At 41.3% G+C, this 13,274-nt stretch carries 6 protein-coding genes and 1 tRNA gene; 2 read left to right on the top strand and 5 right to left on the bottom strand.

The features are described 5' to 3' along the window. The first annotated feature begins 820 nt into the window (after window positions 1-820). Window positions 821-3,526: a PAS domain-containing protein gene (locus tag QE404_RS05095; protein WP_307447363.1), complete on the top strand. Its 2,706-nt coding sequence runs from the start codon at window positions 821-823 to the stop codon at window positions 3,524-3,526. An 856-nt stretch (window positions 3,527-4,382) separates the two neighbouring features. Continuing rightward, window positions 4,383-4,470, top strand: a tRNA-Ser gene (locus QE404_RS05090). Window positions 4,471-4,875: 405 nt separating this feature from the next. Here QE404_RS05090 and QE404_RS05085 read toward each other — a convergent pair. The 5 genes from QE404_RS05085 to QE404_RS05065 all read right to left on the bottom strand — a co-directional run bounded on the left by QE404_RS05085 (window position 4,876) and on the right by QE404_RS05065 (window position 12,929). After that, window positions 4,876-6,060: an NAD(P)-dependent alcohol dehydrogenase gene (locus QE404_RS05085; protein ID WP_307447360.1), complete on the bottom strand. Its 1,185-nt coding sequence runs from the start codon at window positions 6,058-6,060 to the stop codon at window positions 4,876-4,878. A gap of 89 nt (window positions 6,061-6,149) precedes the next feature. Then, the gene (locus tag QE404_RS05080) at window positions 6,150-7,028 is read right to left on the bottom strand and encodes a helix-turn-helix domain-containing protein (protein WP_307447358.1); all 879 of its coding nucleotides are present in this window, start codon (window positions 7,026-7,028) and stop codon (window positions 6,150-6,152) included. Between the two features lie 319 nt (window positions 7,029-7,347). Next, the gene (locus QE404_RS05075) at window positions 7,348-8,634 is read right to left on the bottom strand and encodes a TolC family protein (protein ID WP_307447355.1); all 1,287 of its coding nucleotides are present in this window, start codon (window positions 8,632-8,634) and stop codon (window positions 7,348-7,350) included. 94 nt (window positions 8,635-8,728) lie between these two features. Next, on the bottom strand, window positions 8,729-11,950 hold the full coding sequence (locus tag QE404_RS05070) for an efflux RND transporter permease subunit (protein ID WP_307447353.1): 3,222 nt from the start codon (window positions 11,948-11,950) through the stop codon (window positions 8,729-8,731). Then, the gene (locus tag QE404_RS05065; protein ID WP_307447350.1) at window positions 11,889-12,929 is read right to left on the bottom strand and encodes an efflux RND transporter periplasmic adaptor subunit; all 1,041 of its coding nucleotides are present in this window, start codon (window positions 12,927-12,929) and stop codon (window positions 11,889-11,891) included. The genes QE404_RS05070 and QE404_RS05065 overlap by 62 nt, the downstream gene beginning before the upstream one ends. Between the last annotated feature and the right edge of the window lie 345 nt (window positions 12,930-13,274).

The raw sequence follows: 13,274 nt of genomic DNA, 5'->3' as shown, positions 1-13,274 counted from the left end.
TTATCGGTATCATTTTGTTAAAACCATTTCATATTATTGTCAGCATTTACTTCTAACGATATCGCGAATCATTTCAGTAAATTCTGCCGTGGCTAGGAGTAAGGCAGCTGACAGGCCCATCCCATTGTGGAACTCTTACATCTATAAACAAGAGTAATAGCAATATCAAACTTTTAGTCCATTCCTTTATGGTGAGACAGCGTCCTTGGTAGCTGCGCTAATAGCTGCAAGAATAATCTTTATTGATTGTCTTGGAATTCTATGCATTAGAAAACAGCAGAAGGATTAAAGCCTTGCTTTAATATTGACAGGAAGCAGCGCAGGCTATTCCCGAATGATGATTTTTTTTCATTGAATGAATCAAGCCAGAGCTATTACAGCAACACCGACTGTTAAGAAAAATTAATATTAAAAAGTTACGATATCATAGTCCGGTTCCTTTCAGATGCCTATCTATTTCTTGTTTTAATTTTGAGTGTAATTATCCAGTGAAACTTCAGTATATCCAGACCTGTTAATGAAAAATATTCTACAATACATCCATTTTAATAGTGCTTTTTGGATTTTGTACATTAAAATTATTAATCATGATGTTTTTTTATTTCTCCTAAATGTTTAAATTTGTGGTATAGCAGTATTCTATTTAATAAAACAACGATTATTTTTCAGTGCTCAATATCAGCAATTGGTATTGTTATTTTCAGCTGATATTCGGCCACAGAGATTTGTGTTTCAGAATAAGGCCATATTGTATATTTTGCAGTCCCGGATAATTCGTTTTACAGGGTTGCTGGAAAAAAACTAATTTCTTTTTAAATTGATGGTAAACTTTTCTTCCTCTCCGGATCATAATACCCTGTTAGAGATCCTTAAACAGTCTGATGATGCCACGGCCATCTACACGGGGCAGGACCTGATCATACAATTCGCCAATGATGCGATGCTCAGGATCTGGAGGAAAGACTCGTCCGTATACGGAAAAAAATTCGGAGATGCATTGCCTGAAATGGAAGGACAGCCTTTTATCAGTATCCTTCAGGACGTATGGAAGACAGGCAAAACATACCAGGCACGCGACACGCCGGCTGACCTGGAAATCAACGGGATAAGCACTACTTCTTACTTCGACTTCATATTTAAGCCCATCAAAGACCAGCAGGGATCTGTGTATGCTATACTGCATACTGCTGCAGATGTCACTGAACGGGTACATGCCTGGAGGCTAATACGTGAAAAAGAAATACGTAAACAAAAGCTGAATGAAGATCTTATCGCTGGCAATGAAGAACTGAACAATGCCAATACCCAACTTAATACCATCCACAAACAGCTTGTTTCTGCGGAACACCGGATAATGCAGCTCATCAACACCTCTCCTATCGGACTTGCCCTGTTGCAGGGAAAAGACATGATCATTGAAGCAGCGAATGAAGAGATGCTGAAGATCTGGGGCTACCGGGAGAACATGATTATCGGTAAAGCCCTGTTGGATGTTTTTCCGGTACTGAAAGGTCAGGCATTTTTTGATCAGCTGAGTCTGGTCTATTCATCCGGGGAAATTGTCTCCCTGGAAGAAATGGTCTTTGGCTTCAAGGACAAAAAATACCTCAACATCAATTTCCATCCGCTTTTAAAGCCGGACGGTATGGTAGATGCTGTAATGGCTACCGTACAGGATGTAACGGAAAAGGTAATCGCAAAAAAAATCCTGGAGAAAAACGAAATCCGTTTGCAGGAATCCAATGAAGAACTCGGTACGCTTAACGAAGAGCTGAAGACCGCCAATGAAGAGCTGGGAGTCCTGAACGACCAGTACTCTGAAGTGAACAAAAAGCTGGAAGAAGCTAACCGGACCACCATCCTCCTCAATGAAGAGCTGGAACAGAAAAATATAGACCTCCGCTTTTCCAACAGAGGTTTCAAGGAAATCAACCTCCAGCTTACCACATCCAATCAGAAGCTTAATGTAAGGAATACGGAGCTGAAAGCCTCCAACGATACCATTACATACCTCAATAAAAAACTGACGGACAGTGAAGCCAGCTTTAAAAACCTGATCGCCCAGGCTCCTGTAGCTACCATGCTGTTGAAAGGGGAACAGTTTATCGTTACCATGATCAATAAATCCATGCTGGATCTGATCGGGAAAGATGCCAACCTGATCGGGAAGCCTCTCTTTGAAGAACTCCCTGAACTCAGAGGCCAGAAGGCAGCAGATATGCTGATGGAAACCTATACCCGGGGAATTCCCCATTCAGATTTTATAAATCCGATTGCGATCAACCGGAACGGAAACCTGGAAACCGGATTCTTCAATTTCACTTATACACCCTATATAGAGAACGGAAAAGTAACCGGCGTTATCGATATGGCAGTTGAAGTAACCCATCAAGTGCTTGCCATCCAGGAGCGTGACCAGATCATCGCAGAAAAGAGCCAACTAGAGGAAACACTGCGCAAAAGCCAGCAGCGCCTCGAAGGCATTCTTGAAACCATGGCCGAAGGTGTAGGCGTTATTGATGCTGCGGGCCGTATGGTATATGCCAATCCTATGGCACAACAGATTCTTGGACTTTCGGAAAGCTGCATCAAAGAACGCACATACGATGACCCACGATGGCAGAATCTCAGGCTGGATGGCTCTCCGCTTCCTTCTGAAGAACACCCAATGTCCATTATGATGCGTACGCAGCGCCCTGTTTATGACCATGAAATTGCCGTACAGCCTCCGGACCGCGACCGTATGTATATTTCAATCAATGCTGCGCCTATATTCGACACTGAGGGCAATCTTACCGGAGGTATCGGAACCTTTATGGATGTCACCACAAGAAGGATGATTACTCAAGGCAAAGAAGATTTCATCAGCATAGCCAGCCACGAACTGAAAACGCCGGTTACTGCGTTAAAAGCTTCCCTACAACTGCTTCAGCGCTCCCACCACAAGCTTCCGGAAGAGTCCAGGACGAAGCTGGTGGAACAGTCAATCCGCAGTCTGGATAAGTTGTCTCATCTTATTACGGACCTTCTGGATACCAGCAGAATTGAGCAGGGACATATGAAGCTTAATCGACAGCCGTTTTCGCTTTCTGAACTTTTTGATGATTGCTGCAAGACTCTGGCTCAGAATACCGGCCAGAAAATCCATTTCGAAGGCGATACACAGCTTACTGTGGAAGCAGACCACCAGCAAATCGGCCAGGTGATGGTCAATTTCATTACCAATGCCCTTAAATACGCCCCGGAATCTGAACAGATCCTCATCCGGGCACAAAAACTGAATGATCATGAAGTGAAGGTAAGTGTATCCGACCAGGGACCGGGCATTCCACAAGAAAAACTGACGCATCTTTTTGAACGGTATTACCGCACAGAATACAAAGGCCAGAAATTTACCGGACTCGGATTAGGGCTTTACATCAGCGCACAGATCATCAAGCATCATGGGGGTCATATTGGAGTGGAAAGTGAAGTCGGGAAAGGAAGCGAGTTCTGGTTTACTTTGCCGTTACAGGAGTTACAGTAGTGTTTTTGGTGGTGATTGGGGGCTTAGAATCAAGATTCAAGAACCAAGAACCAAGAACCAAGAATCAAGAGCCAAGATTCAAAATTCATAATTCATAATTCATAATTCAAAATCTATAATTTATAATTTAGGATCTCAGTCTATCATCTCTCATCTAAACTATAAAATCAACTTCTCTCTCCCTTTTCTTTTGTCTTGATACAAAAGAAACAAAAAATCAAGACTGGAAAGAAAGGCTAAAAATAAATGCTGTTCTCTAAAAATTCTAAACTTGCGCGGATTAGCTATGTGCACTGTCTTTGTATTTTTTATTCCCGCGCTTCGAACATAAGAATTTTCTTAACGTTCACAGTCTTTATTTTTTAACGCCTTTATTTCCTAAGTCGTTATACCTACTGTCCAACATTCGTCAAGATTCAAAATCCAAAATCCATAATTCAAAATCTAAAATTTATAATCTATAATTTAAGATTTCCGTCTATCATCTCTCATCTAAACTATGAAATCGACTTCTCTCTCCCTTTCTTTTGCCTTGATACAAAAGAAACAAAAGATCAAGACTGGAAAGAAAAGCGTTATACCTAATGTTCAACATTCGTCAAAATTCAAAATCCAAAATTCATAATTTAAAATCTAAAATTTATAATCTAAAATTCAAGATCCCCGTCTATCATCTCTCATCTAACTTATAAAATCTATGTCCAACCTCTGAAACCTTACATCCTATCTCAAAAAATCCACCTGGTTTTTAACACCTTATTGTAGTCTCTTAAAATTTATGAAAGAAATATTTTGCATTAACGTAAAATGATTTTATATTTGCACCACTGAAAACGACGGTATCACCGGAGTTCAGGGAGAGTTGGCAGAGTGGTCGATTGCGGCAGTCTTGAAAACTGTTGACTGTAACAGGTCCGGGGGTTCGAATCCCTCACTCTCCGCCAGTTGGGAAACCAAAATAAGCTAAAACGCTGTAAACATCAATGTTTACAGCGTTTTTTGTTTTAGCGCAAGTATCAAAAAAAATCAAAATAGGTCACGATTTTTATATCTTACTTCGTGACCCATTCGTAAAATTTAAAAATGGGCACGAAAAATCAAGGGAAAACCGACCAATAGGCAGTCTGATGACTGTACATTTTTTCAGAAGTCAGTTTTGAATGTAGTCCGTTTGTTTGAAAATATCATTATTCCTTGCAGTAAAATCAAATTTACCAAAATTTGCGTTGAGCCCCAGATTTATCAGGTACATTGCATTGTATTCAAAAACACCTCATTTATCATCTTTAGGGAGTTAGATTAAACGGTTTGAGATTTTGTAATTATACGGATTCAAAATGTTGCCTAAGTTAAAATGTTGCTGCATCAATCACATACCGGTAGCGCGCTTCTTTATTCACGACTCTGTCCCAAGCATCGTTGATTTCACTGGCCTTAATAATCTGGATTTGCGGGTAGATCTTATTATCCGCGCAGTAATCCATCACTTCCTGTGTTTCAGGAATTCCGCCAATCAGCGAGCCGTTAAAGTTGACCCGATTGAAGATCATATTAAAATTATTGATCGTCAATTCTCCGTTGACAGGCTGCCCGACCTGTGTAAAATAACCGTACTTTTTCACACAATCGATGTAGGGTGACATATCATACGCATATGGAACTGTAGAAATCATAAAGTCCAATTTCCCTTTGTAAGGCTTTAAATCTTCCGCCGATTTCACAACGATCACTTCTTTTGCACCGAAACTTTTAATGTCATTTAATTTTGAAGGTGAAGTGGTAAAAGCATAGACTTCAGCGCCTTTGGACACTGCTAATTTAACAGCGAGATGTCCTAAACCACCGATGCCGACTACTCCAATTTTGTCACCTTTCTTGAAATTGACCTTCATCATGGGCGAGTACGTGGTAATTCCCGCACAAAGCAGTGGTGCCGCATACTTCAGGTCAATGCTTTCCGGAATTTTTATGGCAAAATGCTCTGTTACCACAATATTGTTGGAATAGCCACCTTGCGTAATTCCCGAAGGCGATGTTTTATCCGGTGTGCCGTATGTGAGCACCGTTTCATTGTTTTCACAGTGCTGTTCTTCGCCGTTCTTACAGCTTTCACATTTCATACAGCTATTAACCATACAACCAACGCCCGCTTTATCACCTACTTTAAATTGGGTTACATTTTTCCCTACAGCTGTTACAATTCCTGCGATTTCGTGACCCGGAACTTGTGGATAAGGCTGTTTTCCCCAATGTCCTTTGATGGTATGAATATCGGAGTGACAGATTCCTGAAAACTTAATTTCAATTAAAATATCATTGTCGCCCACTACTCTGCGCTCAAAATTCCAGCTTTCAAGTTTTCCGCTTTCGTCTTTTCCTGCGAAGCCTCTTGATTTTATATTTTTACCCATATATTTTGATTGATTATTTTTTGCTAAGATCTGTAAAGGGTTAATAAGCATTAAACCAGTGCCGGCCAAAGCCGTTTGCTGAATAAATTTCCTTCTTGAATTCTGATTGTTATTTCCTTCCATTTCTATTTATTTTAAAGTGATTACTGACACAAAATTAGAAATGGCAGAGAATTAACCGTTAACGATAATCAAACCAAAAACTAAGAAAATCAAACATCGCCTAAACGAAATGTCTTAGGATTAGTTCCTGTTTGTTTCTTAAAGAAATTATTAAAATAAGTAGGATATTCATACCCGAGCGAATAGGCAATTTCTGAGATGCTCCAATCAGTATGCAGCAGTAAAGCTTTGGCTTCGGTAACAATACGTTCTGTGATGTGTGCGGTTGTTGATTTTCCGGTGGTCTCTTTTACAGCACGATTTAAAGAATTGACATGCACATGCAGATGCCGCGCGTAATGCTGTGCGTTTTTTAGCTTTAGCGGCGTATTTACCGTTTCAATCGGAAATTGCCTTTCAAGCAGCTCTATAAAAACAGAAGTCAGCCGTAAAGAAGCATTCTTGTTTTTTTCATAATTTTCAGAAGGTTCCAGCTTTAGCGATTCATGTATGATCAGGCTGATATAATTTCTAATCAGCTCATCTTTGTATACATACCCGCTTTCTTGCTCGGCAATCATTTTTTGGAAAATCTTAATGAGGAACTCGCGTTGTTCGGTTGTGATCTTCAAGACAGGCGTACCTCCAATCTTAAAGAATGACGATTGCTGAAGGCTTTCAGACCGTTCTGAATTTTTAAAGAATTCCTCAGAAAACAGAATAGCGTAGCCAACATAAGACCTAGAAATGGATTCCCAGGAATAAGGAATGTGAGGGTTACCAAAAAACAGGATGGTTCCCTCCTGCTCAAAGCTTTTATCTGAATAATGGATTTTGCTTCTGCCTGTTGTCAGGCAGATTTTATAGAATTCTTTTCTGCTGTATACCCGGATATCAGCATCTTCCTCTTCTATTTGAAACGCCTTGAATCCTTGTAATTTAAGCTCGCTGTTAAATTCCGACACAATTCTTTTGACCTTGCCTTTCATTTGTTCAAAATTAAGAAAATCAAACCAATCTAAGCTTAAATCCTCACTTTCCTTATAAAAATGCCTTAAATGTTACTGACAAATATTTTTTAAAGAAATTATTAAAAGCCTAGTTTCTTTAAAACCAACTGGGCAGGCATTTTCCAAGCCATTTCATGCCAGATCGCATCAGAAAAAAGATCTCGCAAATCACTGGCTTTGCGAGATTATTCTGATGACTTTTAGCCAATTATAAATATATTTCTAATTTGAGAAGCCCATGTTAAGAATAAAAGAGTTTTAAACCAGATCAATGAAGATGTATACCTTTCTAAATTATTTAATACTCAACATTTGTCCCTGAAGCTTTTTTGTATTTAGCCTCATTGATCTTATATTCTGCCTTGGCATCTAAAATTTCAGATTTAGCTTCCTGCCAAAGAACCTGGGCTTTCAATACTTCCTCTGCTAAAACGGTTCCGGCATCATATCTGTCCTGATTCAAACGTAGATTTTCCGTCGCCTGGACAAGAGATTTTTCAGCAAGCTCAATACGTTTAACAGACTGATTGAGTTGCATAACTGCATTCTGTAACTCCAGAACAAGTAGCTCACTTGTTTCTTCCATTTCAAGCTTCTGAGCATTGGTTTTATACTGCTGTTCTTTCACTTTCTCTTTTCTTGCCCCCCAGTCATAGATCGGAATGCTCACAGACAACATTCCTATGAATCCCTGCATATTATTTTTCAGGTTGACAGGGTTAATATTTTTACCAAAGCTCGTGAAACCAATTCCCGAAAGAGCTACCGTCGGCTTTCGGTCTCCATCCAGTAATTTTTCCTGAAGTTCATTCATTTCTACTGCTTTAGCAAGAATGGATAATTCAGGACGGTTTGTTGGCTGTACCTGATTATCTGCTAAAATACCGTTGAAGCTGCCGCTTACAGAATCTTCCACATCAAAATCGGAATTGGGAAGTCCTGTAATTTGGGCAAGATTTAATTTGGTGATGCTAAGGCCATCTTCTGCACGTTTGAGATTGAGCTGTGCCTCGTTCTGCTGGACTTCTATTTTCAATAGATCATTTTTATATGTCAATCCTGCATCAAAGGAATTCTTCACATTGGTATGCAGCTGATCCAAGAGTTTGATGTATTCTTTTGCCAGTGCTATCTTTTCCTTGGCATTTACAATTTGCCAATACATGCTTTCCGCAGAAAGTTTTACCTCCTCTTTGGTAAGGTCTTTCTGCGCCATCTGCAGATCGACTGCCGCTGAAGAGATCTTTTTCCCGGTTTCTACTTTCCCACCGGCATATAGAACCTGGGTAGCATTCAAATTGGCGCTTCCAATTACTTCCGGCACAAGGTTTGAGAGCGGTTTGGAAATATAATACCCTCCAGCACTTCCGTCCAAAGTGGGTTTTCCTCCTGTTTCCGCAGCCGTTCTGGCAGCTTTGGCGGCTTCTATATTCTGTTGTGCTTTTTTGATCTTCTTATTGTTCTGTAATGCCAGATTTTTGACTTCATCCACTGAAACCACACGTTCTTGCGCCTGAGAGCCTATTGCCGCCGTGAACATCAGCACCATAACTATTTTTGATATCGTATCGTATATGATTTTCATTTTTTTTATATAAAGGTTGTCCTGTAACACTAAATGACTGATATTATGAACAAGGATCTATACAGGACAACCGGTTAAAAAATTGATATTGTAATTATTCGTGATGAGGTTTTGGCTTATATAAAATGACCTCATCGTCCAATTGATCTTCAGGGGTTTCATCTTTTGGTACAGGATCTTTCAGAAGCTTGTAATACATTACCGGAACAATGAAAAGCGTAAAGATCATGGAGAAGATCAGCCCGAAGGCAAGCACACTTCCCAAAGGTGCCCACATCGGAGATTTACCAAGGATCATCGGAACCACCCCTACAGCCGCAGCAGCTGAGGTAAGGAATATCGGACGCATTCTTCGTTTGGCAGCTGCCATCGCTGCCGCTTTGTGTGTGTACCCATGATCGCGAATCAGTTCATCGGCATAATCTACCAGGATAATCCCGTTCCTTACAACGATGCCTATCAGACTGATGATTCCCATAAAGCCTGTCATCCCCAATGGATTTCCGGTAATGAAAAGTCCGAAGAAGGCTCCGAAGAGACTCAGAAGAAAGGTACACAGGATAATGAGCGCTTTCCCCAGACTCTTGAACTGGAACAGCAGCGTAAGGAAAATCAAGATAAGGCTGACAGAAAGCGAGAGCATCATTCCCGGGCTGTTGTCAGCTGTTGATTCCGCATCTCCTCCATATTGGATGGTCGTGCCCGCCGGGAGCGCAAGCGCCTCAATTTTTGGTTGCGCTTCTTTCAGGATTCTTGACGGCTTGGGGCCAAGTTGCGCTTCTGCCAATACACTGACGTACTTGATGCCGTTCCTCCTTGAAATTACTCCTGTGTGCCATTCCGGCTGTAAGGTCGCCACTTCTTTCAGCGGAATCTTTCCACCGAAATTAGACTGTATATGCAGGTTTTCCAAAGCATTCATATCTTTCCTGCTTATGGAATCATATCTCAGAAAAATATCTACCGGTTTGTCTCCTTCCCACAATGTAGAAACAGAATATCCTTTCAGCCCTGTACCGAGTGTTTGTGTAATGGCCTGATTCGTTACACCAAGGCGATTGGCTTTCACATCATCTACATTCAGCTTAACGCCCATATAATCATATTCACTGCTCAGACGTACATTATTCGTACCGGGTGTATTTTCGAGAATCTTTTTAATCTCCAGTGCGACTTTCCTCTGATCGGATTCATTATCACTTACCACGCGGATATCAATGGGTGAACCTTCCTGAAAGCTGAGCTGCTTCAATTTAATATAACCATCAGGTATAAAGTTTTTCAGTTTATCCAGGTATTCTTTGACCATTTCATTAGATGCATCGCTACTGATCGTCGTAATGAAAACCTGTGCAAAATATTTTTTTGGAGATTCCGGTGCATAGGAGGTATGAAATCGTGGTGAGCTCGTTCCCACAAAGCTGGTGACATCAGTTACCCGACGATCTTTTTTAAGGATCTTTTCAAGTTCTTCTACCTTGACTTCAGTTTTCTCCAACGAGGTTCCGTTAGGCATCCAGACTTCCATATTGAACTGGTTTCGCTCAGTAAGCGGAAAAAACTCCGGATCTACTTTGGTAGCAATGAATATGGCGCTGATCACTGACAGCACGCCAATAAACATCGTTGTTTTCGGCCATTTGAAAGCCAGCCCTACCCCATTATCGAATGCTGTCTGAAGATAGTCCAGCATATTTTTCTTCAGGGGCCTGTCGCTTACTTTATGCTTTAATCCTTTTTTAATGAATACATAGCAGGTGTATGGTGTAAGGAACAGGGCGACCAGCATTGAAGTGATCAATGCAATAGCTACCGTGACAGGAAGTGAAAGCATAAAATCTTTTGCAATGCCATCCATAAATAAAGCTAATGGAGCAAAAGCAAATATAATGGCCATCGTTGCCGTAAAGATCGGAAGAGATAGCTGCTGGGCAGCCTGCCAGGCTGCTGTCCATGGTGTTGTCCCTTCATCAAGCTTTTCAATATAGTTATCTACTACCACAATGGCGTTATCCACCACCATTCCAAGGACAATGATCAAAGCTGCAAGTGTCACCTGGTGAAGCTCCAGTCCTACGATCTGCATGAGACCAAATGTAATAATGATCGATATGGGCGCTGCCGCAGAAGCCACACCGGCCACCCGTATGGGAAGCAACAACATCACGACCAACACTACGGAGCCTATAGCCATCGCAAACTCAACCATGAAATGACTGATACTTTCGCCTACTGCTTCCGGCTGGTTTACGATCGTTTTCATATGAATATCCGGTGGAAAGTTTTTCTGGATATCCTCAATCTTTTGTTCCACTCCTTTCCCGAAAGCCACAATATTGTTTCCGGGCTTCATATCTACCGTCAGTATCATTGCCTTTTCGTCACCTGCACGTACCAATGAAGTTGGTTCTTCAAAACGTCTTTCAAGTTCAGCAACATCTTTAAGGCGTACTACATTACCGGCCGGCGTAGTGTAGACGATCTGCTCGGCAATATCGGATATATTCTTGTACCGGCTGTTGGTAAAGACCGGGATGATCGCATTGGAACCGGAGGATATTTCTCCATTATATCCGGTCACGTTCTGCTGTTGTATGGCACTGACCAATGTGTTAATTCCAAAACCGTACTGCTGTAGCTTCTGATCGTTGATCTTAATGTAGATCTGCTGTTTCTGCCCACCGGAACGGTTGATCTTGGAAACCGTAGGGATTACCTTCAGACCATCTTCCAGCTTATCCAAATATTTTTCGATCTCAGCGTAAGTCCTTTCTTTGGAAGATACGGAGATGATCATTGCCGTTACGTTGGCAAAATCACTGTTGATAAACGGCCCCACCACTCCGGCAGGAAGCTTTGAACGGAGATTCGCATCCATATCAAGCTGAAGCGTATGCCAGAATTTCTTACGGTCTTTGACATCAGTATACATTTCCACGGTGAAAAATACCTGTCCTTCTTTCACTTCAGCTTTAACCTTTTTCTTTTTGATCTCTTCAAAGGAGAAAAGGTATTGTTCTATTTTTTTTGCCACTTCTTCCTCAACCTGATGCTCATCGGCTCCGGGATAAAGAGCGTACACAGCAGCAGTGGGAATCTCGATCCGTGGATTTTCGCTTCGGGGCATATTCATGAGGGAATTGATCCCCATCACCATCAACAAGACTACCAGCACGATCACTACCTGCTTGTATTTCATCGCAGCTTCCAGAAAATGCACTTTTTTATTCGTCATTTCTTCTATTTCTTTTGAATTAAAACTTAACAGGCTGACCATCTTCCAGACGCGTCTGCCCGGAAATAATGACCTGGTCATCCGGAGCCAGTCCGCTTTTGATAACTACATCGCTGGCGCCTGCCATGCTTTGCATCTCTACCCTCTTTTTAAATGCTGTGGCCTTATTTTTAGCAGATTTTACTGCATAAACATAGCTTGAACCGTCAGCATCTTTGAGTACTGCCTGAGCAGGAAGGATGATTGCATCTTTGCTTTTACCGGTATTGATGTTGATATCCGTGATCATCCCGGGAAGGATCTGGCCTCCGGGATTGTCGAGACGTATCTTTATCGTATAAGTTCTGGAATTGTCATCCGCCTGAGGATTGATAATCGTAATATTTCCATGGATCATACGATCGAGACTGGGAATAGAAACCTCAACGGGAACTCCGATTTTAAGGGAGCTGATCTCATTCTCCGTAATCGATGCAACGGCATATACCTTATCGGTTTTCACAATCGTAAATGCAGGAACTCCTGGTGCTGCCGTGGCTCCGGCTTCGGTAAGTTTCTGGGAAATGATGCCTGAAAACGGAGCGTACAGCTTGGTGTCTCTTAGGTTTTTCAGGGCAATATCCCTGTTGGCTTTAGATTGTGCCAGTTCCACTTTTGCGGCGATATAATCCCTTTCCGGTAAACTTTTTTTAAGATAAAGCTGGTTAAGACGGTTGAAATTGTCCTGCGCCTGCTCCATTCCTGCACCGGAAACGGCCAGGGCATTCTGATAGGCATTGGTTTCAATGGCTGCCAAAAGCTGACCTTTGGATACGCGCTGCCCCTCCTGAACATATACCGCGGTAACACGGCCGGAAATCCCAAAACCAATGTTCACACTGTTATCCGCCAGAATATTTCCACTGTAAGACAATGTCTCAGGGCGGGAAACCGTTTCTATTTTCTGTACGCCCACCTTTACAGGAGCGGCCTTGACCGTAGGTTGCTCTTTTTGACCACACGCTGAAAGCAACAGCAGGCTTCCTAACAAAAAAAGACTATTCTTTCTTTTGACTATCATAAAATTAATTTTTACTCTAAGAGAATTCAACTGTAGAATTGTTCACCGTGCAAATTTGAGGTATGGTAATACAGGATAAAAGGTCTGTTTATGCCTGATATTGGTCTATAACGAAACATTTCCTTCCAGTGCTCACCACTATCATTTCAGATCGTATCAAAATTTAAAGGAAAATGAAAATCCTGTATTTCTGATGGTCCTGGAAATACTCTTTGAAAGAATCAGCAATAAAGATTTAGTTCAGATTTTGACCATTTTCAACCGTATTCTGACCTTTTATTTTAACATTTTAATAAAGAAATTCGCATTATCAACCAGTATGGTGGCAAATCCCGGAAGATCATA

This window comes from Chryseobacterium camelliae (genome assembly GCF_030818575.1).
GTDB classification, from domain to species: Bacteria; Bacteroidota; Bacteroidia; order Flavobacteriales; family Weeksellaceae; genus Chryseobacterium; species Chryseobacterium camelliae_A.
Note: the sequence above shows the minus strand (reverse complement) of the source record. Positions and strands in the feature narration are given on the sequence as shown.

Bases quoted from the DNA above. Each gene is read 5' to 3' on its own strand.
- QE404_RS05095 (WP_307447363.1), top strand. From the start codon at position 821: ATGGTAAACTTTTCTTCCTCTCCGGATCATAATACCCTGTTAGAGATC.
- QE404_RS05085 (WP_307447360.1), bottom strand. From the start codon at position 6,060: ATGGAAGGAAATAACAATCAGAATTCAAGAAGGAAATTTATTCAGCAA.
- QE404_RS05080 (WP_307447358.1), bottom strand. From the start codon at position 7,028: ATGAAAGGCAAGGTCAAAAGAATTGTGTCGGAATTTAACAGCGAGCTT.
- QE404_RS05075 (WP_307447355.1), bottom strand. From the start codon at position 8,634: ATGAAAATCATATACGATACGATATCAAAAATAGTTATGGTGCTGATG.
- QE404_RS05070 (WP_307447353.1), bottom strand. From the start codon at position 11,950: ATGACCAGGTCATTATTTCCGGGCAGACGCGTCTGGAAGATGGTCAGC.
- QE404_RS05065 (WP_307447350.1), bottom strand. From the start codon at position 12,929: ATGATAGTCAAAAGAAAGAATAGTCTTTTTTTGTTAGGAAGCCTGCTG.